We start from the raw sequence: 22,646 nt of genomic DNA on the forward strand, positions 1-22,646 counted from the left end.
ATCGCCTATGGCATAAGAGCAAATGCATAACATCAACCGACATTCATCAATTGATACGATGCTGACATAACGGGCATCATCACACGACATGCGTCGAACATTCTCTTCCTTGGATATCCTTTGACTGAAAGACAAGCGAATATGGGATGGCGCCATACAGGTTTGGAACGCGGCTACCGGCCCGGCTCATGGACGTGCGCGGCGTGGCGCAGGTTCGACTGGTAGAGTCGGGGCAACGACACGTTCCGGCGAAAGAAGGTCGATGATGACTGCAGCGGCTTGCGGCACGGTTTCCGCACTGACATTGGGACTGCCCGCCTCCACGGCGATTCCCGCGGCCAAAGGCACGCTGCCGAAGCAGATGTTCATGGCCAAAGGGCCGGTCTCCGCCAAACTCAAGCAGCGTTATGCCAACGAGGTGGAGTCGATCACCATGCTGTCGCTGATGCGCGCGGCGAACACCGGCCTCGCCGACGGCAAGCGCTTCCGTGAGATCCTGGTGATCGGCCTGCGCGTTTCCGGCACGGACGTACCGGTCGAGGTCGTTGACCATATCGCCTCCCAACGCGCCTCGGGCATCGTGTTCGCCGTGGTGCGTGAGGTGGAACGCGAGGGCGCGCGCCACGAGGAGTGCGCCCTCGCCGTGCGTCGCAATGTGCCGGTCAGGCCGGGACACACGCCCGTCACGAAGGTGTATGCAGGCGACTGGAAGCCGGCCGGCGAGGCCCAGCTGGAACTTGCCGGTTCGACGCTGGATGAGGTGTGGGATATGCTGTGCGCGCAGGCGATTCTGGATTCCGCCGATGGATCCGATCTGGACGCGCGCATCGCCCGACGCGAGCAGCTGACGACGCTGAAGGCCCAGGCCGACAAACTCGAACGGACCATTCACGGGCCAAAAATCCGGCCCAGCGCAACGAGATCTACGCCAAACTGCACAAGATTCGCAAACAGCTGGAAACCTTGGAATCCTAACCATCAAGCAAAGCCGTCATCATGCTGGTTCTCGATGCGAACCGCATGATTAGAACACCAGGTAAGAGACCACGGACAGTGTGAACAGGCTGGCGATGGTGGTGCCCATCACCATGCCGATCGCATATTCGGGATGGTTGTGTTCCCGCTCTGCGAACATCACCATCGCCACCATCGTGGGCATGCCGCAGGCGAGCGTTATCGTGTGCACGATATCGGGGTCAAGCGCGAATCCGAACAGTAGAGGTATGCCCATGCACAGCATGTAGAGCACGATAGGCAGCACCAGCATTTTGGCCACGATGCCGACGTACAGTTCCGGCTTTCTTAGAATCCCCATCCAGTCACGCAACGCGAACAGTCCTCCGAGATACACCATAGACAGTGGTGAGGCGGTGGATCCGATGGCTTTGAGCGGTGCCAGCATATCCGCAGGCAATCGCACGCCGGAGATGATAACCACCAACGCCGCAGCGACAGCGACAAGAGCGGGGCTCAACATCGGGCGCAAGCGCCGTGCCATTCGCACGACCAACATAGGATGTTCGCGATGATCCGATTCCCGTCCGCCTTCATCCGTGGCAGCCACGGTCCTCCCGTCTTCTCCGATGCGTTTGCTCGTCCACACGCCGTAGGTCCACATCATGGTCTGATCGACCAGTGAGCACAAGGCGAAATAAAGGGCGCCCCTGTCCGGATACAATGCCATGAACAATGGCAATCCCATAAACCCGACATTGCCAAAAACGAACGAGCCTCGGAATAGACGGCCGCATTCCGCTTTGAGTCCCATCACCCCGGTCAGAACAGTGAACAAACCGATCAGCAGCACGTACATCACCAGATCAAGCACGATGATCTGTCCCGATTCGATCAGATCGTGACGAGTGGTGCCGGACACCGCCGTGGCGAACACAATCAGAGGAATGCCGACTTTGAGAATGAACGAGCACAATCCGTCAATGGCCTTCTCCCCCAACACGTTCGTACGTACGCAGATATATCCGATCAGCATCATCACACCCATGCCGATCAGCTGATTGAGCACAATGCCGAACTGTTCCACGCGTCCCACCTCCCCGTCAGCGCCCTTTCTTCCACCGAGACATCATAGCGGGCTCACCGAGCGCAACCGTAAGGTCATCTCAACGAGGGAAGAGCGATCGGGCGAATCGGAGAACGCAACAAACATCACCTATGCAATGCCCGCATTCCGACCAACGGACAAGGCCGACTGTCTACAGTCTGTCGGCGATAAGCGCGCAATGCGAGCGCACGACTTCGGCGCAATGATGGAAGCGCTCCATTTCCTCCGCCGTCAGATGCAGGTCGGTGAATTCGTTTGCCCCATTACCGTCCAGTCCGATCGGCAGGCTGAGGAACACATCACGTTCGCCGTATTCGTATTCGCCGTCGATCAGCGTGGAAACGGGGATTACGCGGCGTTCGTCCCAGAGAATCGTTTTGACCAACCCGGACACGGTGGATGCGATGCCGTAGCTGGTGCCGCCGCGACGGTTCTTGATTTCGTCGCCGCGTCGACGTGTCGCGTTCTCGATGCCATTCAGGCTGACGCCTGGATAACGGCCGGGATTGTCGGCGAGGAACCGCGCGAACGGTTTGCCGACGAAGGACACCGTGGACCAGGGAATGAACTGAGAGTCGCCGTGCTCACCGATCACATATCCGGACACGGTACGTGGGTCAAGACCGGTGACCTCTCCGATGATGGTTTTCATACGCGAGGTGTCGAGCGCCGTTCCCGATCCGATGACCTGCGCACGTGGCAGGCCGGTGCGTTTCCACGCATACCAGCTGAGCACGTCGACCGGGTTGGACACCATGATGAGGATGCCGTCGAAACCGGATTCCCTGATGCGGTCAAGCATCGGGGTGACGATGTCGACCGCGGCCATCAGCCCGTCCAAACGGTTCCGCCCTTCGACCGGCCGAGGCCCGGCTGTGATGATAATGATGTCGGCTTGCGAACAATCATCCCAATCGCCGTGACGGATGGATACGAACCGGCCGAGGAACTCCGATCCGTCGGCCAGATCCATGGCGAGTCCACGCGCTTTCCCCGGATTATGGTTGATGAGCACCAGCTCGTTGGTCAATCCCTGCAACACAATGGACGACGCAACCGCCGAGCCGACCTGCCCCGTGCCAACCACCACCACTCGCGAACGATTCGTCGTGACCATAGCATCCTCCTGCCGGCGCCCGTATGCCCAATACATATATGAAATCAACTGTACCGGCCGAAAAACCAAATGCGAACTGTTGAGATAGTCATGCGCATACGGTCGACGACAATCCGTTCGAACACCTGACGACCCTCATGAACGTGTTCGCGGACGGCGACCATCCCGAACTCATCAAAGCCTATGCGACGGTCAAACGCGCCTGCGCGGCGGCCAACGCTGAACTCGGCCTCCTCAGCGACGACAAAGCCACCGCGATCGCAGGTTCCACAGAGCGATCTGTTCATAGCATGCCCGTGGAGCATAATCAAATAACTATTTGCGGAGAGAACGCCCGATTATATTACAGTATGGTTGGTAACGGAGGCGCATATGAAGATTCTGGAATACGATGTGGCGACGGATGAGGCTCGTAGGATTCGAACGGCGGTGTTCGTCAAGGAGAAGGAGTTCCGCCCGGAGTTCGACGAGTGGGATGAGCCGAGGCGCGCCACGCATCTTCTGGCCTTCGATGGCGACCGCGCCGTGGCGACGTGCCGGTTCTTCCCGGACCCGGAGCATGCCGATCAACCGGGTCGTTGGGTGATCGCCCGGCTGGCGGTGGTCGCCGACGAACGCGGACATGGCGTCGGAAAAACAATGTTGGCCGAAGCGGAACGTCGCATTTTGGCGGCCGGAGGCGCAATCGCCGCCGTGCACGCCGAAAATGAGAACTTTCCAATGTATGAACACTTTGGATATCAGGTCACCGACGAGCTGTTCGACGACGGCGAGCACGGATGGATGACCAAATCATTGGGCTAACCCGCCCCGACCGTCCCGACCAATCCGACTGATCCAGCCGGTCCGACCAAACCGGCTATGCGCAGCGACGCACCTGCTCGAAGAGATCGCTGTTCTCGTCGAGGATGCGTTCGGCGTCGGCACGGCCCTCGGCCACGGCGTTCCAATACATCGTTTTGATCGCGCAGTAGGACTGTTGGATTTTGATGCGTTCAAGCTGTTCGGCCAAACGCAGGGCCTGCGCATCAAGCAGTTCGACCTGCTGTTTCGCCCGTTCGCGCACGACCAGAGGATCGACGTCGCCCGCTTCGGCGGACATGACTTCGGTCGCATTGCCTAGATATTGCCGCATCGCGTCGAGCGACATGCCGATCGCGTTCATGCAGGAGATGGTCTGCAGCACGTCGATGTCATGTTCGCTGTAGACGCGGTGTCCGGAGCTGGGATCGCGCGCCACCGGCGGAATGATGCCGATCTGCTCATAGTAGCGTAACGTCGATTCGCTTAATCCGCTCAGCAGCGAGGCTTCGCGGATCGTATGCCATTGCGTCCGGCTGGTTGTGGTGTTCTGCTGTGTCATACCGTTCACGCTAATGACTTCAAGTACTTGAAGTCAATCGAATATCCGCTTTCGGAAAAACGGCGTCTCTCCCCCGCCAGAACAGGTAGGAGAGAGACGCCGCCATACGTGTGCCGACTTAGCGGCTCCTACAGCGCGAGGCGCACATCCTCGGCGATCGTCTCGGGTTCGAGACGATAACGGTGGAACAGCTCGTCGGCGGGAACGCAGTCGTTGAACTCCTTGTCCGCGCCGTAGTTGAGCACCGTCATGGACTTGTCGGCGGCGAAATGCGCCGCGACCTCACGCCCGAAGCCGCCGGTGAGGAGGCCGTCCTCCAAGGTGACGGCCACCGTATGCTTGTCGCGCAGCGCGTCCAGCGCCTTCGCGTCGACGGCGGAGAACATGCGCGGGTCGATCAGCGTCGCGTCCACGCCGAGCTTTTCTTTAAGTTCGGCACGCACACGCACGCCGAGCCCAAGGAAGTCTCCCAGCGCGAGAATCGCGACCTTCGAACCGCTGGCGATGGTGCGGTACGACAGATCCTTCTCATCGAAGAAGCCCTCCCTCGCTTCGGCGACCGGCCCGCCCAAAGCTGCGACCAGATCGGCCTCGGAATACAGCGAGCCGGGCTGGGCGATGACCACCGGACGGTTCGCGCGGTCGATGGACCAGTCGAGCATGGCGAGGTATTCCTCACGCGTGGCCGGCGCTAGGCCCGTCAGTCCGGGGATTGTGTTGGCCATGGCGATGCCGTACATGCCGGAATGCGTGTTGTCGGTCGGCGCGATGGCTCCCATGCTCATCATGATGATGGTCGCAGGATTGCCTTGCAGGGCGAGATCCTGCTGCAACTGGTCGTAGGCACGCTGCATGAAGGTGGAATACATCTCCACGACAGGCTTGCCGCCCGCCTTGCCGATGCCGGAGGCGAAGGCGATCGCATGCTGTTCGGCGATGCCCACATCCACGAACTGACGGCCCACACGTTCGCGGAAGTCGCGCGGGAAGCCGGAGCCGGCGGTGGCGGCGGTGATGGCGACGACCGTGGGGTCGGCTTTCATCTTGTTCTCCAGGAAGTCCACGGTCACGGAGTCGACGCTTTCGACCTCGCCGGCGGCCTCCAGCTGCTTCGCCACGGCTTCGGGCAGACGCCAGTGCCCGGCTTCCTTGTTCTCCTCGGCCCATGCGGAGCCGCGGCCTTTGTCGGTGTGGATGTGCACGACGACGGGATGGTCGATGCCGCGCACCTGTTCGAAGACTTCGACGAGCGCGGCGGTGTCGTTGCCGTCGGCCACATACCGGTAGTCGAGTCCGAAATCGCGGAACATGTTGCGCTCGGAAGCGCCGTTCGTGGCGCGCAGTTCGGCGAGGCCCTCGTACATGCCGCCGTGGTTTTCGGCGATGGACCATTCGTTGTCGTTGAGCACGATGATGAGGTTCGTGTCCATCGCGCCGGCGTTGTCGAGTCCTTCGAGCGCCTCGCCTTCGGAGAGGGAGCCGTCGCCGATGAAGGCGATGACGTTTTCGTCGCGTCCGTTCAGGTCGCGGCCTTTTGCCAGCCCCACGGCCATGGAGATGGAGGTGCCGGTGTGCCCGACGACGAAGTGGTCGTGCTCGCTTTCGCTCGGATGCGTGTAGCCGGTCACGTCGTGGTAGTGGGCCGGGTCGAGGAAGGCCTCTTTGCGTCCGGTGAGGATCTTATGCGGATAGGACTGGTGGGAGACGTCCCATACGATTTTGTCGTTGGGTGAGTCAAAGACGTAGTGCAGGGCGATGGTCGCCTCGACCACGCCGAGGTTGGGCCCGAAGTGGCCGCCGGCCGCGGTGACCTTGGTGAGGATCGCCTGGCGGATCTCGTCGGCCAGTTCGGGCAGTTGGGCGCGCTCGAGCTTCTTCAGGTCGGCGGGCCCGTTGATGGAGTTCAGATGGTTCGTCACGGTTGTGTCCTTTCGATTTGCGTTTGACGCAATGGACACGACGTTAAAAACTTCAAGCGCTTGAGGTCAAAACCGGATCCCCGTTTGTTCACCCTCGGCGTGAAAGACCCGAATGATTCGCGTCACACCTGCTGGGAGTAGTCGTTGTGGCGCAGCACGAAATCGGGGGCCTCTTCGGGCACCGTATAGTACGGGCGCTGCGGCAGCGCGTTGATCTCGGCCATCTCGTCGTCGGCGAGCGCGAAGTCGAAGATGTCGATGTTGTCCTTGATATGCTGCGGATCGCAGGTCTTGGGGAAGGTGACGTTGCCTTCCTGCAGGTGCCAGCGCAGGATGATCTGCGCCGCGGTTTTGCCGTACTTGTCGGCAAGACGGGCGAACACCGGTTCGGCGAGCAGCGTTTGGTCGCCGTGTCCCAGCGGATACCAGCCTTCGAACACGAGATTCAGGTCGGCCAGTTCGCTCTTGAGCGCGTGCTGGTTCCAGTAGGGGTTGATCTCCACCTGCAGCACGGCCGGCGTGATATCGGCCACGTCGAGGATCTGCCTGATCTTATGCACGGGGAAGTTCGACAGGCCGATGGATTTCACTTTGCCGGCCGCGACGGCCTCCTCCATCGCCTTCCAGCCGGATACGTAGTCGCCGTAGGGCTGGTGGAACAGCAGCAGGTCGATATAGTCCATGTCGAGGCGTTCGAGCGTCGCGTCGATGTCGCGCGCGCACTGCTCGTACGGGTAGCTTTGCGGGAACAACTTGGTGGTGACGAACAGGTCCTCGCGCTTGGCGCCGCTCGCCTTGACGGCACGGCCGACGGCCACTTCGTTGAAATAGGCGTTGGCGGTGTCGATATGCGTGTAGCCGGCGGCGATGGCCTGAGGCAGATGCTCCTCGACTTCCTTCGATGTCATCTGGAACACGCCGAATCCCAATGCGGGGATGTCGGCACCGTTGTTCATGGTGAAATGCTGCATGCGTACTCCTTGATGAGTTGAATACCGTACGTGCATTATTTTGACGGAGTTGGTTCCGTATGTACAATGCAACACAAGGAACCGCTTATGCATCAGACGCATAAGCAGGGTTGATGGCGACGCCAATCGCCCAGCCCGTCCCAAAAAAGAAACGAAGGAGTCAGGTATGGAACTCGACCAGCTGCGAGCCCTTGACGCCATCGCCGCCGAAGGCACGCTGTCCGCCGCGGCGGAGGCGCTGCGCGTCTCGCAACCGGCGTTGTCCCGTTCCATGCAGCGGCTGGAGGCGGAATTCAATCATCCGCTTTTCGATAGGACGGGGCGGAGGATCACCCTCAACGAGACGGGGCGCACCGCGGTGGACTGGTCGCGGCAGATCCTGCGCGACATCCGTCTGATGCGCGAGGCCGTCGAGCTGACGGCCCGCCGCACGCGAACGGTGAGGGTGGGCACCGTCGCCCCGGCGCCGCTTTGCCTGCTCGCCAGTCTGATGATGGAACGTTTCCCGCAGGAGACGCTCACGTCGGATACGCTCGCTTCGAGCGAGGTGGAACGGCATGTGGCCGACGGCACGCTCGACCTCGGCATCATAGCCCAGAAGCCTTCGACGCCGGCATTGCGATCCTGCGAGCTCATGCATGAGCGTCTTTCGGTCGCCTTGCCGCCGAATCATCCGCTCGCCGCCCGCGAATCCGTCACCGCGGACCAACTGGATGGCGAGACCTTCCTGATCCTCACCGATATCGGCTTCTGGCGCGAACGCGTGGACCGGTCCCTTCCGCACTCCACGTTCATCGAACAGCGTGACCGCGGCGTGTTCGACCGTCTGCGCCATTCCACGCCGTATTGCACCTTCGTCACGGACGCCCCGTTCATGCTGGATGCCATGACGGGGCGCGCCCTGGTGCCGATCGACGACGATATGGCCAAGGCCACCTTTTCGCTGATCATCCGCTCCGACGCCCAAGGCTTACCGGAACGGCTGTTCGACTGGGCCGCGAACCGTCATTCGCGCCAATAAGGCGCGTGACACGGGCCGCCGGGCCGCGCGATCGTGCATCGGGACGAAACCGTGGTCCTCACTCGTCTTCAATCGTTGCGACGTAGGGACGCAACTGTTCGAGCAACGATTTCACGTTCGCCGTGGCCGATTCGTAGAGCGCGTGCGATTCGATCTCGTCGTACTGATGCACGATGATGTTGCGCAATCCCCGTAGTTCCTTCCACGGCAGGGCCGGCGCGGACGAGAGGAACTCATCGGATAATCGCCTCGCGGATTCCTGCGCCTGCAGCATCTCCATCGCCACCGAATTGAACAGCCTCCGGTCGGATTCCAACGCATCAGCCGAATCCATCTGGGACGCGTCGGCGAGGGCGTGTTCCAGATGTTCAAACAGACGGAGCAGGTTGGTTTCGTCGCGATAGCGTTGATCCGCATGGATGGTCCCGGACATCATGCCACCTTGATCATGTCGGGTTTGATGTGGTTGAAGAATCGTCTGCTGGCCCGGCTTGTTTCGGCATGACGTTCCAATGAGGTCAATGAGGTCAGTGATACCTCCCTGCCTAGCATGGTCCGCAATTCCTCAAGCAGCGCGGCATGCTGCGTCATATCGAAGCGCGCGTCGGGTTCGAGACGGTACAGCAGGTCCACGTCGGAGTCAGGCCGCGCCTCGCCGCGCGCCATGGAACCATACAGCCATACTTCCGCCAATCCATATTGTCGGCATACTTTGGAGACGATGAGTTTGAGCGTCTCCAGCTCAAGCGTGCTCTCGGAGTGGAAGGCGCCGTCCAACGCTTTTTTGTAGCGCTGCAGAAAATCCTGTGTGGGATTGCCGACGCGTTCGGCGCGGGACACGGCCGACTGCGTGGTTCCCATCGCCTCGGCTACCGCTTTCTGGCTCAGCCCAAGCCGCATGCGCTCGTCCTTGAGTTCATCGATCATCTTCATGCCCCAACTATAGCATGTATGCTATATCCCTCTCTGGGACCGATCGGCGCAGGAACGCGCGCATATGCCTGAGCGCAAACGAAAGGCAACGAACGAACTGGTGGACATCCCTCACATCGAGTCATCGAATAATGGGTTTTTGTCAAAAAGTATTGCCTTTTGCGCGCCGGCTCGTTAGATTGAAAAGTCTGACCTCGCAACGCCCATAGGCACCACACGAAGGAAGGCCGTCCCTATGACCGAACAGACCACCACCGATGTCGCAAGCAACCGTCTCACCGTGCCCGACCTCATCACCATCGGCGTGTTCACCGCCTTGTATTTCGTGATGGTGTGCGTCGCCACACTGTCGAGCACGCTGTTCACCGGCGGCTTCGGCTCGATCTTCCTGCCGGCCATCTCGGCGCTGATCTCCGGCTGCGTGTTCATGCTGTTGGCCGCGCGTGTCGGCAAATTCGGCGGCATCACGGTGATGGGCGTGGTGATCGGCCTGTTCCTGTTCATCTCCGGCCATTTCGTGCTTTCGTTCATCGCCAGCATCGTCTTCCCGCTGGCCGCCGACCTCATCGCCCGCGCCGGCAAATACAAAAGCAAGACGCTGCTGCTGGTCAGCTACGTCGTGTTCTCCTACGGACTGACCGGCCCGATCCTGCCGCTGTGGTTCATGAAGAACGCCTATGTGGCGAGCCTGGAGAACCGCGGCAAGGACGCGGCCTATATCAACGGCGTGTTCGAGAACATCAACGTCGGCACGTTCTGGCTGTCGATGGGCGCGATCCTCGTATGCGCGGTTCTCGGCGGCTGGTTCGGCCAGCGGATGATGCGCAAGCATTTCGTCAAGGCCGGCATCGCCTAGCCCGCCGACATCCACCGCCTATCGCATCCCGCACGCAAGCAAGCCCATGACATATACGAAATCACACGCCGGGGCGGCATTCGGATCGCGCGACGGCATGGAACACGCCTCGCGCCGCTTCCTGCGTCTCGATCCGCGGGCGAAGCTGTATCTGCTGCTCGTCGCCAATCTCCTGCTGTTCTTCCATGTGAACACGCATACCGAAGCGATGCTGGTCGCGCTGTTCCTGGCGCTGCAGCTGGCGTCGGGACGCGTGCGTATGGCGGCGCGGTTCGCGCTTATCTATGCCGTGCTGCTTGCCGTGAGCATGCTGGTTCCGGCCGATACGCCCAACGTTTGGCTGCAGTTCGCGGCATTGCTGGCGGCGGGCATGCGTATGATGCTGCCCTGTTTCATCACCGGCGCGTACGCCTTCGCCACCACGTCGGCCAGCGAATTGGTGTGCGCGATGCGGCGCATGCGCGCGCCCGAAGCGGTCGTCATTCCCTGTGTGGTGGTGATCCGTTTCTTCCCCACCATCGCCGAGGACTATCGGCAGATCCGCAACGCGATGGCATTGCGGGGCATCGCGTCGGGTGGAGCGGCGCTGCTGCGGCATCCCGCTCAATCGCTGGAATACATCCTCATCCCGCTGCTGATGAACGCGACCACCGTGGCGCAGGATCTGTCGGTGGCGGCATTGACCAAAGGATTGGGACGCCCGGGCGCGCACACCTCGCGTACGGAGATCCGCATGCGCGCCGCCGATTGGCTGGTGATGCTCGTGTGCACGATGCCATTGGCCTTGGATATCGTGGGGGTGTTGTGATGATGGATTCCGCCATGCCGAAGTCTTGTGACCATTCCGGGTCCCCCATGCCGCAGGATGCGGGCGTATCCATGCAGGGCGCGGGCGAGGGATCCGTCATCTGCGCCGCCGACCATGCGTCCTTCCGTTATGCCGCCGCCGGCGACGACTATGCGCTGCGCGACGCGACGCTTGCCATCCGCCAAGGCGAATGCGTGGTGCTGTGCGGTCAGAGCGGATGCGGCAAAACCACGCTCACCCGCCTGTTCAATGGCTTGGTGCCTTCGTTCTTCGCCGGCGAGCTCACCGGCTCGCAGCGCACCTGCGGACTCGATGCGGCGTCCACTCCGATCGACGTGTTCACACCATTGGTGGGCAGCGTGTTCCAGAACCCCAAAACGCAGTATTTCAACGCGAACACCACCGACGAACTGACCTTCGCCTGCGAGAACATGGGGCTGCCGTCCGAGGAGATTCGCCGTCGCGTGGAGTCCGTCGCGCGGCGTTTCGATGTGACGCATCTGCTGGACCGCAGCGTCTTCCACCTGTCGGGCGGGCAGAAGCAACGTATCGCCATCGCGGCGGCCACGGTGCTCGACCCCAAAGTGGTGGTGTTGGACGAGCCGACCAGCAACCTCGACGCTTCAGCCATCGACGATATGCGCCATGCGATCGAAAGGATGAAGACGGATGGATTGACCGTGATCGTCGCCGAACACCGACTCGCCTGGCTGACCGGCGTCGCCGACCGGTACGTGGTCTTCGAGCATGGGCACGTCACGCACGATCTGCCCGCGAGCGAATTCCTCGCATTGCCGCAGGAGCGGATCCGCGCCTTGGGACTGCGCGCGTTGGATCTCACGCCATATCGCCGACGGATCGAACGAAAGCTCCATAATGACGACCTTGCCGCCCCAGCCGACCGCTCATCCGTCGATGCGGCGTCCGCCCGTGAGCGCTCGCGCCCCAAGCGCGGCGAAACCATATTGCGCACGGAAAACCTATGCGTCGGCTATCGCAAACGCGACGCGTTCAGCCGCGCCATCCCGGACCTCGAGCTGCGTTCCGGTGAGATCACCGGTCTGATGGGACGCAACGGCTGCGGCAAAACCACGTTGGTGCGCACGCTCACAGGCCTGATCAAACCGCTTTCCGGCCGAATCTCGCTCGACGGCCGACCCGCGCGTCCCGCCACGCTGACCCGCGCCGGATTCCTCGTGATGCAGGACGTGAACTATCAGCTGTTCAGCGACAGCGTACGCGAGGAGCTCCTGCTCGGATTGGACGAAACCGACCCGCAAGTCGCCGCCCGCTGCGAACGGCTGCTGCGCGAGCTCGACCTTGCCGAATTGGCCGACCGTCATCCGATGAGCCTGTCGGGCGGGCAGAAGCAACGTACGGCCATCGCCTCGGCGATGATGTGCGGCAAACGGCTGGTCGTGCTGGACGAGCCGACCAGCGGACTCGACCGCTTGCATATGGAACAGGTCGGCGCGCTGCTGCGACGTCTGGCCGACACCGGCACCGCCGTGCTGGTCGTCACGCATGACGAGGAGCTGGCCGCCGACTGGTGCGACCGCATCATCGATTTGGAATCCACCACACCATCTTCCAAGGAGGAATCATGACGTTCAATCCCAACGACTGGGCCGGCCAGTGGGAAAGCTTCGAACACTACATCGCGTCCAACGATCCGGCCATGCAGGCCACATGGAATCAGGCGGAACAGGCCGCGCTCTCCAATCCGGCCACCGCGCCGATGGCCGCGCACGGCATCCGCACGTTCTGGTCGATGGCCTGCGCGACCACCAGTCCGGAACAGCCGCTTCCCATCGCCGGATGGCGCGTCGACGCGCATGGCGACGACGGATTCGCGCTGACTTGGCTGGCTGAGGACGGCGGCGAACTCGGCACGTTCGCCTACACCGTGCACCATGTGGTACCGAAGGGACTCGAAGGCTCCCCCACCACGGTGTTCGAAGCCGCCGACGCGTCCACGGACTGCCCGTTCCGCTGGCTGCTCGCCATCGATCCGATGCCCGCGCGCGGAGCGTTCGCGCAAGGCGGTCTGCTCAGCCACCTGCATTTCCAGTACGCCAGCGACCTACACACGCTGCTCGACATGTCGGCAGACCGGCCGGCACACTGCGCAACACGCGCTGGTACGCCACCATGTGCGCGGATGAGGGCACGATCGACGATCGCTGCGCCATCGTCCGCGCCCTGCATCATCTCGACGCCTGAGTGTCATCTGATCCAATGCCGAAGCCGGACGGCCATAGGACCCCAGTCGCATGCCTATCTGCGTTACGGGTAGTGGATGTACGCCATTGCGGAGGTCGATCTGCGTTACGGGTAGTGTCCATGTGGTCTACCCGTGAGTAGGATCCGCATAATATCAAGGCCGCTACTGCCGGGATGACGAATCGGGCACTACCCGTAACGCAGATCGACCTCCGCAGTCCAAAGAATCCACTACCCGTAACGCAGATAGCCTTCAGCTGTTGCGTTCGATCTGCAGGTCGGAGACGGTGAGGTTGGCGTCGTTGACGAGGTTGAACAGCATGACGCGCGCCACATCGGCCGGATCCATGAAGGTATGCTGCTTCTCCTCGGAGACGTAGTCGTGGCTGTCGCGGTAGAAGGCGGTGTCGATGCCGCCCGGGTACAGGCCGACGATTTTCACGCTCGTGCCCTTGTATGCCGCCTGAAGGCTCGTCGTATAGCCCTTCTCTCCCCATTTGGTGGCGCAGTAGACGCTTTCGTTGGCGTTGCCGCGCGTGGCCGCGGTGCTCATCACGTTCGCGATTTTGACGTCCTTCTCCCCCGTGGCCTGCAGCGTCTCCACACTCCACAGGATCATGCCCTTAAGTCCCTTGAGGCATTTGTCGACGTCCGCGGCCTCGTAGCCGGTGGGCGTTTTGAAGCTCGGCTGCCCTGCGTTGTTGATGAGCAGATCGATATGGCCCAGCTCGGCGATGCGCGCGACGGAGTCTTTGACGAAGGTCTCGTCGGAGACGTCGCCGACGAACGCGCGGTAGGAATCCGAAGGAAACTCTTTGGCCAGCTCGCTCTGGCGTTCGGCGTTGAAGTCAACGCCCGCCACAAGCCAATCCTGTTCGATGAGCTGCCTCGCCAGCTCATATCCCAATCCCAATGCGCTGCCTGTGACGATCGCGATGCGCTTGCCATTGATATCGGACATGGGTGTTCCCTTCTCGAACCGGTTTATCTGGGTTTCCGTCTATGGTACCTCGCGCACGGAAGGAGTCGTCCCACCTGCCCGTGCGACCCTAATCGCACGGAACCTCACAATCGCACACGCCCCGGATCCGCGGAACCTCGGCGTTTTCACGAATCCCATGTTCGTTTCACACCATGTCAAAGTTCACACGCGGGTCCGGGGCGACGCGCTTTGTGCGAAGGTGGAATCAGGCCTTCATATCCTCCAATGCGATTCCCTTGGTCTCTTTGACGAATCGCAGCACAAAGAAGAAGGAGAGGAAGGCGAACAGCGCGAACAGACCGTAGACCAATCCCACGTTGACGCCGAGCAGCACCGGGAACGACACGGTGACCACGAAGTTCGAGGTGTACTGCACGGCGGTGCCCACGGACATGCCCGCCGAGCGCATCGCGTTGGGGAACATCTCGGAGAGCATGCCCCACGACACGGTGCCCCAGGTCACGCCGAAGGCGACGACGAAGAGGTTGGCGCACACCAAGGCCAGCGGTCCGGTGACCGGTCCCATCGACGGGGAACCGTCGACGATCGGGGCGGTGCCGAACAGCAGCGCGAGACCGCCTTGGGCCACGACCATGCCGATGGATCCGGCGAGCAGCAGCGGGCGTCGTCCGATACGGTCCACCAACGTCATGCCGATAAGCGTGGCCACGATGTTGACCAGCGAGGTGATGGCGGTGATGGTGAACGAGTCCTTTTCGGTGAATCCGACGGCGCTCCACAGCGAGTTGGAGTAGTAGAAGATCACGTTGATGCCGGTGAACTGGTTGAAGATCATGAACACCACAGCCACCCACACGATTGGCTTGACGCGGCCGTTCGCGCCGAGAAGATCACGGAAGGAGGGCTTGTGGTCGGCGCCGATGGAGGCGCGCATGCGCGCGATCTGCTCGTCGATGGGCGCGGGGTCGACGCTGACCGAGGCGAGCACCGCCGCGGCCTGTTCGTCGCGATGCTGTGCGACGAGGTATCGCGGCGATTCGGGGATGGCCAGAGCCAAGGCGAAATACAGCACGGAGGGCACGGCCATGCACATGAACATCCACTGCCAGGTGTCCAACGGCCCCATGACCTCGCCCGCACCGCCGGAGACGTTGACCAGCAGCGCGTTGACCAGCAGGGAGATGAAGATGCCGATCACGATGCCCAACTGTTGCATCGCACCCAACACGCCCCGCTCGTCGGCCGGCGAGATCTCGGCGATGTACACCGGCGCTACCATGGCGGCGACGCCCGCGGCGAATCCGCCGAGCACGCGGAAGGCGACCAGCATCCAGATGCTGGTGGAGAAGCCGCAGCCGACGGCGCAGATGAAGAACAGCACGGAGGCGATTTTCATCATGGGCACACGGCCGATTTTGTCGGAGATGCGGCCGGCGAGCAACGCGCCTATGCCGCCGGAGATCAGCGCGGAGCCGACGGCGAAGCCGAGGACGGCGTCGCCGGTGGCGAATTCGGTTTTGATGGCTTCGGTGGCGCCGTTGATCACGGCGGAATCATAGCCGTACAGCAGGCCGCCGATGGCGGCGATGATGGCGAGACGCCGCGCGACGGCGCGCTGGCTTTTGTTGTTTTCGGACATGGTTGTTCCTTCTTCGTTGAAAGATGTTTTTGGAAATAAAAAAGACAGTCGGCGATGTCAGGCCAACATGGCGTCGCGTCGCGCGATGAGGGCATCGATGGCGTCCCGACCTTCGACGACGGTGAAGGCGAGCGTCTTGCGCTGCGAGCTCTGGGCCGCGATCATGGGCAGATCGCCGCGCTCCTCATGCCAGCCGCGTCCGTACACCTTGGAGTTCGAGGGTTCGAGTCCGACCACATAGTCGCCCGAGGCCATGGATTTCCATTCCATGAAATGGGGGAAGTCCTCCACGGAGAAATCGATGACGACGCCCAGCCCCAGCCCGCGGTTGACGACGGCCGCGAAGCTGCGCCCTGATTCGTCGGCGGCGAGTTCGTGGATGTACACGCTTTCGGGCTTGTTCGCCTCCGGGGCGCCGATCTCGTTCCATGCGGTCGTGTCAGCGGCGGTGGTCTCGTCGCGGGGCGTGGCGACGCGGCTCGGGATGACGACCTCGGCGCCTTCCGCCAGCAGAGGCCAGCCGAAGTTGCAGTGATACATCCACATCAGCGGCTCGTCGCGGAACGATTCGTTGGACACTTCGTCATCCACGATGATCGACGGCTCGCCGTATGTCGTGCGGATCGCGCGGCGCAATACGAGGTTCTCTCCGAACAGTTCCGCCTCGCGCATCTCGCCCGAGACCTCGAGCACGTAGTCGCCGCCCTCCCAGCGGGCGTCGGCGCGCACATGCTCGGCCGGAGTGGTGCGCACGCGGCCGTGCATCGGATAGTCGCCGGCGGGATACCGCGAACCCTCAGGCGTCGAATACGGCCCGCAGATGTTCTCGAACCCGCAGGTGAAAAACAGTCCGCCCATAATCGAACGCAGCGCCTCCTGGCCGTGCGTGTCGAACTGGTTGCGGCCGTTGAGCCCCGGCTTGGACAGGAATGTGAGATTCTCGCCCCGGTATTCGAACTCGCTCACGTCGAGCGCCTTGTCGGCCATGGAAACGAACCTCAACGGTCCGTTCTTCACTTCGATGGCATCGAGTCCGTGCGCGCGCCCCTCCCGATAGGTGATCGGACGGACGTAGGCGGCTTGCTGCATACTGCCCATGTGGGCGAGCGCATCCGAGCGTGTTGCGTTATCGAACGCCACGCCCGCGACAACTTCGCCGACGTCGGCATGCGGGTCCATATGTTCCGCGTTGACGCCTGTCATGATCATGCCTCCTCCAATTCGTCGGGATACTGGGGCCACGCGCCCGACTGGGTGCAGACGAACGCGGAGACCTCGACGGCGCGGCGGTGCGCCGCGGCGAGGTCGTATCCCCGCAACAGGTAGGCGAGAAACGCGCCGGAGAAGGAATCGCCGGCGCCGACGGTGTCGGCGACGTCGACTTTCGGCGTGGGCAGGATGGATATCTCGTCGCGGCCCATCACGATGCTGTAGTCGCCGCCCGCCGTCAGGATCACCACATCGAGGTCGAACTGCTCGGCCAGTACGCGCATGACGTTTTGCTGCGAAGCGATCGACTCGCCCGGCGCGTCGATGCCGAACAGATTGGCCACGACGGGCAGTTCCTCATCGTTGATCTTGAGGATGGTCGCGCCTTCCATGAACCGGGTGATGACCTCTTTGTTCACGAAGCCGGAGCGGATGTTGATGTCGAAGAACCGCACCGCGTCGTCGCGCGCCGCGTCGATCATCGCGTAGATGGCGTCCCTTGTGCCCCATGCCTCGCGCGCGGCGATGGTGCCGTAGCAGATCGCGTCGGCGTGGGAGACGAGTTCCTTCACCTCGTCGGTGAATGCGATATGGTCCCAGGCGACGCCGCGCACGACGTCATAGGAGGGCACGCCGTCGGCGTCGAGGCTGACGGAGGTGATGCCGGTGGGATATTCGTTGACTTGCGCGACGACGTTGACGCCGCCCTCGGACAGCACGGAGACGAGTTCGCGGCCGAGCTCGTCGTCTCCGACCGCGGTGACGGCCGTGGCTTCGACGCCGTTATGCGCGGCATGGTAGACGAAATTGGCGGGCGCGCCGCCCGGTTTCTTGCCATCGGGCAGCATATCCCACAGCAGTTCGCCGATGGTGACCACGGTTGCGGGTGATGAGTTGGTCATGATGAAGACATTCCTTGGAAGATGATGGGTTTTGGGTATGCGGGGCCAAGGGAGCGGCGCGTCATGCGTCGGCCGCTCCCCTTGCCGGATGATGGGTGCGCGATGGCTTAGGCTGCGGGCCGGGTCATTCCTTGACCGCGGGATACTCGTTGCACAGCAGGCGGTAGGCGGGCTCGTCCTCCTCGATTTCGGGGAAGCGACCGACGGGCTCGTAGAAACGATTGTCGATGTTGTCGTCGTTGCACATCGACACCTCGCCCACCAGTGTGGGCACGGAGTCCTCCTTGATGTAGTACTCGTGGTAGGTGTACGGGTAGAAGGTCAGCGACTCGCCCTCGTTGAGCTCGATGTCCTCGCCGGCGGGCACGTAGTAGCGTCGGCCGTCGCGGCACACCAGCACCGGGGTGTCGAGACGCTCCTCGGTTTCGGGGTCGGCGTTGTACAGATGGAACACCGCGGTGCCGCCGCCGCGCACGATGATGTCCTCCATCTTGTTCCAGTGGAAATGCATCGGGGAGAGCTGGCCGGGCATGCTCATCATGATCTTCTCGGCGTAGACCTTGGTGTACTTGTCGTCCTTCACATTGCCGTTGCGCAATGTGATGAGCGCCAGACCCTTGTGTTCGAAGTCGCCTTCGCCGTAGTCGGTGATGTCCCAGCCGAGCATGTTGTCGCGCACCTCATCCCATTCATGGTCCTTGCCGGCCCACTCCTCGGGGGTGAAGCTCAGATACGGCGGAATGCGGAAGTGGTACTTGTCGAGCAACTCTTCGAACTGCTTGATGGTGGCGTTGATTTCGGAGCGCTTCATGGTGGCGTGCCTTTCTTATTCGAACGTCGGGCGTTGACGTCTTTGTTTCATTATCGGTTATTGGGGTCGGTGCCGCGCCATAACACGTCGCCGTATCGGCGCGACAGCCAAGCATTCCGAACCATTTCGTTTTGATTTCGATTTGTTTCGTTTTGCTTGTTGACAAAGTTATAACACAAGGTTACGATAGTTGTCAACACAAAACGAAAGGTTTTGAAATGAATATTTCTCCATAAACGATAAAAAACGAAAATCTCTTGGTATGATGAACCCAGCAACACCGCGACGCCAGCCAAAGGAGGCATATGATGATGAAGGCCGAACGACAGGAACTGATCCTCAAGTACCTCGAAGCCAACGGCCGCATCGTCGTCGCCGACTACGCCAAGGAGCTCGGCGTGACGGAGGCCACCCTGCGCAAGGATCTGCAGGAGCTCGACGAGATCGGCGCCGTGCAGCGCGTGCACGGCGGAGCGATCAAACCCGACACCGAACTTAGCCGGTTCGAGAACCGCGTCGACCTCGGAGTGGACGTCAAAAAGCGCCTCGCGCAGACCGCGATGGGCGAAATCTGCGAAAACCGCGTGATCTTCATCGACGGCGGCTCCACGAACTATCTGGCGGCGCAGGCGTTCCCCCGGGATTGGGAGGGCACGGTGATCACCAACAGTCCGGCCGTGGCGCTGTGGCTGTCGGACTACGACCATGTCGAGGTCAATATGCTGCCCGGCATCGTGCACCATAAGTCCAAGGAGACCATCGGCTCCGCGGCGCTCACCGTGCTGCAGCAGCTGCACTGCGATCTGGTGCTGCTCGGCGTCTCATCCATCGACCCCGAACACGGCATCACCACGCCGTATATGGAGTCGGCCGAGACCAAGCGCGTGATCATCAAGGCCGGCGCCAAGGTCATGAGCCTCATCACACCGGAGAAATTCAGGCACATCTCCACCTACCGCATCGCCGAATGCGATGCGCTGGACGTCATCGTGACGGAAGGCACGCCCGACTGCGTGGACGCGCTCACCGCCATGGGCGTCGCCGTGCGCGTCACCCAGCAGTAATTCGGCGCGCAACCACACCACAACACAACCCGACCGGGGTGGGCGAGACACGGATCCGCCGCACCCTTGGCCCAACGCACCCTTTTACCAGACAAGGAACTCCAATGACGGCCCCATTCCCCGAACCCCATTTCGCCATCTCCCTGTACTGCTCCGACTTCCGCAACCCGGCCCCGCAGGTCGAATACCTCAACACCGTGGCCGACACCTACCACGTCGACATCATGGACGGGCACTTCTCCCCCAGCATGGGCCTGTGCACCTCCTGGATCGAACAGATCCTGCCCCTGAGCACCCTGCGCAACGAGGTGCATATGATGGTCACCGACCCCGACCATTGGATCGACCAGCTGGTGGCCGCCGGCGCGACCATGCTCACCCCGCACGTCGAATCGCTCGGCGCGCACGCCTTCCGCACCCTGCGCATCATCCGCGAGAACGGATGCGGCGCCGGAATCGCCGTGAACCCGCTGACCTCCTTCGCCGAATGCGAGATGCTGCTGGAACGCGTGGACCTCGTCACCGTGATGACCGTGGAGATCGGATACAGCGGCGAGCCGCTCATCCCCGAAACCCTGCGCAAGATCGAACAGTTGGCGCGATTCCGCGACGAACACGGACTGAACTACGAGATCCAGATCGACGGCTCGTGCAACGAGAAGAACTTCAAAACCATGCGCGAGGCCGGAGCGGACACCTTCGTGCTCGGCAACACCGGCATCTTCAAACGCGACCCCGATATCCGCAAGGCCTGGGCAATGACGCTGGACGCCTACGAGCAGGCCACCGGCGAGAAAACCGCCAACAACCGCTGAGAACGCACGCCACCGCAAGAAAGGAACGCATATCATGACCGCAACGACCTCATTCCGCGAATGCGAACGCATCATCGTCAACGAACTGTCCGACGTGCTCGCCAACGTCGATGAGAACCAGATCGACCAGCTGGTCGGCATGATCACCGACGCGCGCAAGGTGTTCTTCGTCGGCGTGGGCCGCGTGCAGCTGGCTTTGGAGGCCATCGCCAAGCGCCTCGCGCATCTGGGCATCGACACCGTGATGGTGGGACAGATCACCGAGCCGGCCATCTGCGACCGGGACCTGCTCATCGTCGGCTCGGGCTCCGGAAAAACCGGCTTTCCCCTGTTCATCGCAGGCAAGGCAAAGCAGTACGGTGCCAAGGTGGCGCGCATCGGCATCGTGGAGGAATGCCCGATGACGCCGTACACCGATCTGTTCGTGCATGTGCCCGCCGCGGGCAAGCCGGGATCGGGCACCAAGCCGAGCGAGCAGCCGATGACCAGCCTGTTCGAGCAGTCGCTGCTGTTGGTCGGCGACGCCATCGCCATGTCCATGGTACGGGAGAGGCACATCGATCTCGATTCGCTGTGGGAGTTCCACGCGAACCTCGAGTAGCCCCAATCCGCCTCCGACATGACGAAGCCCACGCCCGCTGGAACGCGCGGCGTGGGCTTCGTCGTGTAAAACGGACGGCCGATCACTTCACGTCGGGATCGTCCTTGTCGATGGTGCCGGTGGCCTTGCCGATGGCCTTGAGGCCGTGGTAGGCGACGAGCACGGCGATGGTGCCGAGGGCGATGCCGTTGAAGGAGACGCCCTGGATGGCGAAGGTGAAGTCGGCGATGCCGATGATCATCACGATGGCCGCGGTCATCACGTTGATCGGCTTGTCGAAGTTGACCTTGTTCTCCACCCAGATGCGCACGCCGATCATGCCGATCATGCCGTAGAGCAGCGTGGTCACGCCGCCGAGCACGCCGGAGGGGATCGTGTTGATGATCGCGCCGAACTTCGGGCACAGGCTCAGCAGCAGGGCGAAGCCGGCCGCGCACCAGTAGGCGGCGGTCGAATACACCTTGGTCGCGGCCATCACGCCGATGTTCTCGCCGTAGGTGGTGGTGCCGGAACCGCCGCCGAAGCCGGCGATCGCGGTGCCCAGGCCGTCGGCGAACAGGGCGGTGCCCATCTGGCCGTCGTAGTCGCGGCCGGTCATCTGGGCCACGGACTTGACGTGGCCGACGTTCTCGGCGACGAGCACGAGCACCACGGGGATGAACATGGGCAGGATCGAGAAGTCGACCTGCGGCAGGTGGAACTGCGGCAGACCGATCCAGTCGGCCTCGCCGATGGCGGAGAAGTCGACCTGGCCGCGGATGCAGGCGTAGATGTAGCCGACGATCACGCCGAGCAGGATGTTGAGTCGTCCGAGCAGTCCGCGGAAGAGCACGGCGATGAGCAGCACGGCCAGCAGGGTCACCAGCGCGGTGTCGGGCGCGGCCTGGAAGTTGGTCCACACGCTGGGGGCCAGGTTGAAGCCGATGATGGCGACGATGGCGCCGTTGACGACCGGCGGCATGATGATGTCGATCCACTTGGCGCCGGCGTAGTGCACGAGCACGCCGACGAGCGCGAGCAGCAGGCCGGTGACCAGGATGCCGAAGCTGGCCACGGCGATGCCCTTGTTCGCCGTGGTGACGGCGGTGATCGGGGCGATGAAGCCGAACGACGAGCCGAGGTAGCTGGGCAGCACGTTCTTGTTGATGAGCAGGAACAGCGCGGTCGACATGGCCGTGAAGAACAGCGTGGTCGACGGATCGAAGCCGGTCAGGATCGGCACGAGGAAGGTCGCGCCGAACATGGCGATCACATGCTGCGCGCCGATGCCGATGGTGCGGCCCCAGGTCAGGCGCTCGTCGGGTTCGACGACCTCGCCCGGCTTGAGCGTCTTGCCGTCGCCGTGCAGCGCCCAGGAGAACAGGTTGGACAATGGAGTCTCCTCACTTC

General features: G+C 62.2%; 23 protein-coding genes and 1 pseudogene. 11 read left to right on the plus strand and 13 right to left on the minus strand.

The features are described 5' to 3' along the window. The first annotated feature begins 262 nt into the window (after positions 1-262). A pseudogene (locus tag BL8807_RS10500) lies at positions 263-975 on the plus strand (DUF4391 domain-containing protein). Positions 976-1,024: 49 nt separating this feature from the next. Here BL8807_RS10500 and BL8807_RS10505 read toward each other — a convergent pair. Together BL8807_RS10505 and BL8807_RS10510 are read right to left on the minus strand one after the other, a co-directional pair. Then, the gene (locus BL8807_RS10505; protein ID WP_072726788.1) at positions 1,025-2,041 is read right to left on the minus strand and encodes an AEC family transporter; all 1,017 of its coding nucleotides are present in this window, start codon (positions 2,039-2,041) and stop codon (positions 1,025-1,027) included. Positions 2,042-2,213: 172 nt separating this feature from the next. Beyond that, positions 2,214-3,179: a lactate/malate family dehydrogenase gene (locus tag BL8807_RS10510; protein WP_072726731.1), complete on the minus strand. Its 966-nt coding sequence runs from the start codon at positions 3,177-3,179 to the stop codon at positions 2,214-2,216. Positions 3,180-3,316: 137 nt separating this feature from the next. Between BL8807_RS10510 and BL8807_RS10515 the strand changes: the two genes are divergently transcribed. Together BL8807_RS10515 and BL8807_RS10520 are read left to right on the plus strand one after the other, a co-directional pair. After that, on the plus strand, positions 3,317-3,586 hold the full coding sequence (locus BL8807_RS10515; RefSeq protein WP_072726732.1) for a hypothetical protein: 270 nt from the start codon (positions 3,317-3,319) through the stop codon (positions 3,584-3,586). Then, positions 3,552-3,983 carry a GNAT family N-acetyltransferase gene (locus BL8807_RS10520; RefSeq protein ID WP_072726733.1) on the plus strand — a complete coding sequence of 144 codons (432 nt, stop codon included), beginning with the start codon at positions 3,552-3,554 and terminating at the stop codon, positions 3,981-3,983. Before BL8807_RS10515 ends, BL8807_RS10520 begins: the two co-directional genes overlap by 35 nt. A 55-nt stretch (positions 3,984-4,038) precedes the next feature. On the opposite strand, the gene BL8807_RS10525 is transcribed toward BL8807_RS10520, so the two are convergent. From BL8807_RS10525 to BL8807_RS10535, 3 genes are all read right to left on the minus strand, one after another. Continuing rightward, positions 4,039-4,542 carry a MerR family transcriptional regulator gene (locus BL8807_RS10525; protein ID WP_072726734.1) on the minus strand — a complete coding sequence of 168 codons (504 nt, stop codon included), beginning with the start codon at positions 4,540-4,542 and terminating at the stop codon, positions 4,039-4,041. Between the two features lie 128 nt (positions 4,543-4,670). Then, positions 4,671-6,461, minus strand: coding sequence for a 1-deoxy-D-xylulose-5-phosphate synthase (locus BL8807_RS10530; protein ID WP_072726735.1), 1,791 nt, complete (start codon positions 6,459-6,461; stop codon positions 4,671-4,673). A 122-nt stretch (positions 6,462-6,583) separates the two neighbouring features. Continuing rightward, complete coding sequence (locus BL8807_RS10535; RefSeq protein ID WP_072726736.1) at positions 6,584-7,432, minus strand: aldo/keto reductase; 849 nt, start codon at positions 7,430-7,432, stop codon at positions 6,584-6,586. A gap of 166 nt (positions 7,433-7,598) precedes the next feature. Between BL8807_RS10535 and BL8807_RS10540 the strand changes: the two genes are divergently transcribed. Then, a complete protein-coding gene (locus BL8807_RS10540) occupies positions 7,599-8,453 on the plus strand; it encodes a LysR family transcriptional regulator (protein WP_072726737.1) in 855 nt (284 codons plus the stop codon). Between the two features lie 58 nt (positions 8,454-8,511). On the opposite strand, the gene BL8807_RS10545 is transcribed toward BL8807_RS10540, so the two are convergent. Together BL8807_RS10545 and BL8807_RS10550 are read right to left on the minus strand one after the other, a co-directional pair. Further along, entirely contained in the window at positions 8,512-8,889 is a 378-nt protein-coding gene (locus BL8807_RS10545) for a HepT-like ribonuclease domain-containing protein (protein WP_072726738.1), read from the minus strand. Continuing rightward, positions 8,886-9,386: a nucleotidyltransferase domain-containing protein gene (locus BL8807_RS10550; protein ID WP_226847361.1), complete on the minus strand. Its 501-nt coding sequence runs from the start codon at positions 9,384-9,386 to the stop codon at positions 8,886-8,888. Before BL8807_RS10550 ends, BL8807_RS10545 begins: the two co-directional genes overlap by 4 nt. Before the next feature lie 235 nt (positions 9,387-9,621). Here BL8807_RS10550 and BL8807_RS10555 point away from each other — a divergent pair, with 235 nt between their 5' ends. The 4 genes from BL8807_RS10555 (at position 9,622) to BL8807_RS10570 (ending at position 13,346) form a co-directional block, all read left to right on the plus strand. Then, positions 9,622-10,242, plus strand: coding sequence for an MptD family putative ECF transporter S component (locus BL8807_RS10555; RefSeq protein WP_072726739.1), 621 nt, complete (start codon positions 9,622-9,624; stop codon positions 10,240-10,242). 97 nt (positions 10,243-10,339) lie between these two features. Then, complete coding sequence (locus tag BL8807_RS10560) at positions 10,340-11,050, plus strand: energy-coupling factor transporter transmembrane component T family protein (RefSeq protein WP_072726790.1); 711 nt, start codon at positions 10,340-10,342, stop codon at positions 11,048-11,050. A 47-nt stretch (positions 11,051-11,097) separates the two neighbouring features. After that, positions 11,098-12,657, plus strand: a complete 1,560-nt coding sequence (locus tag BL8807_RS10565; protein WP_083570289.1) for an ABC transporter ATP-binding protein — start codon at positions 11,098-11,100, stop codon at positions 12,655-12,657. Next, positions 12,654-13,346, plus strand: coding sequence for a hypothetical protein (locus tag BL8807_RS10570; RefSeq protein ID WP_226847367.1), 693 nt, complete (start codon positions 12,654-12,656; stop codon positions 13,344-13,346). The genes BL8807_RS10565 and BL8807_RS10570 overlap by 4 nt, the downstream gene beginning before the upstream one ends. A 180-nt stretch (positions 13,347-13,526) precedes the next feature. Here the strand turns inward: BL8807_RS10570 and BL8807_RS10575 are convergent, their stop codons facing one another. From BL8807_RS10575 to BL8807_RS10595, 5 genes are all read right to left on the minus strand, one after another. Then, positions 13,527-14,234 carry an SDR family NAD(P)-dependent oxidoreductase gene (locus tag BL8807_RS10575; protein WP_072726740.1) on the minus strand — a complete coding sequence of 236 codons (708 nt, stop codon included), beginning with the start codon at positions 14,232-14,234 and terminating at the stop codon, positions 13,527-13,529. A 226-nt stretch (positions 14,235-14,460) separates the two neighbouring features. After that, a complete protein-coding gene (locus BL8807_RS10580; protein WP_072726741.1) occupies positions 14,461-15,855 on the minus strand; it encodes a sugar porter family MFS transporter in 1,395 nt (464 codons plus the stop codon). 57 nt (positions 15,856-15,912) lie between these two features. Then, positions 15,913-17,058, minus strand: coding sequence for an aldose 1-epimerase family protein (locus BL8807_RS10585; RefSeq protein ID WP_226847369.1), 1,146 nt, complete (start codon positions 17,056-17,058; stop codon positions 15,913-15,915). 2 nt (positions 17,059-17,060) lie between these two features. After that, the gene (locus BL8807_RS10590; RefSeq protein ID WP_072726742.1) at positions 17,061-17,966 is read right to left on the minus strand and encodes a carbohydrate kinase family protein; all 906 of its coding nucleotides are present in this window, start codon (positions 17,964-17,966) and stop codon (positions 17,061-17,063) included. Positions 17,967-18,090: 124 nt separating this feature from the next. Beyond that, positions 18,091-18,777 (minus strand): D-lyxose/D-mannose family sugar isomerase, encoded by a 687-nt coding sequence (locus BL8807_RS10595; RefSeq protein WP_072726743.1) that lies wholly within the window; start codon positions 18,775-18,777, stop codon positions 18,091-18,093. 305 nt (positions 18,778-19,082) lie between these two features. Between BL8807_RS10595 and BL8807_RS10600 the strand changes: the two genes are divergently transcribed. From BL8807_RS10600 to hxlB, 3 genes are all read left to right on the plus strand, one after another. Continuing rightward, the gene (locus tag BL8807_RS10600; protein WP_226847372.1) at positions 19,083-19,841 is read left to right on the plus strand and encodes a DeoR/GlpR family DNA-binding transcription regulator; all 759 of its coding nucleotides are present in this window, start codon (positions 19,083-19,085) and stop codon (positions 19,839-19,841) included. Positions 19,842-19,945: 104 nt separating this feature from the next. Beyond that, positions 19,946-20,656 (plus strand): beta/alpha barrel domain-containing protein, encoded by a 711-nt coding sequence (locus BL8807_RS10605; RefSeq protein WP_072726744.1) that lies wholly within the window; start codon positions 19,946-19,948, stop codon positions 20,654-20,656. Positions 20,657-20,690: 34 nt separating this feature from the next. Next, positions 20,691-21,257, plus strand: coding sequence for a 6-phospho-3-hexuloisomerase (gene hxlB / locus BL8807_RS10610; protein ID WP_072726745.1), 567 nt, complete (start codon positions 20,691-20,693; stop codon positions 21,255-21,257). A gap of 82 nt (positions 21,258-21,339) precedes the next feature. Here hxlB and BL8807_RS10615 read toward each other — a convergent pair whose 3' ends face one another. Further along, positions 21,340-22,629: a uracil-xanthine permease family protein gene (locus BL8807_RS10615; RefSeq protein WP_072726746.1), complete on the minus strand. Its 1,290-nt coding sequence runs from the start codon at positions 22,627-22,629 to the stop codon at positions 21,340-21,342. Positions 22,630-22,646: the final 17 nt, after the last annotated feature.

The organism is Bifidobacterium lemurum (assembly GCF_014898175.1).
Lineage (GTDB): Bacteria > Actinomycetota > Actinomycetes > Actinomycetales > Bifidobacteriaceae > Bifidobacterium > Bifidobacterium lemurum.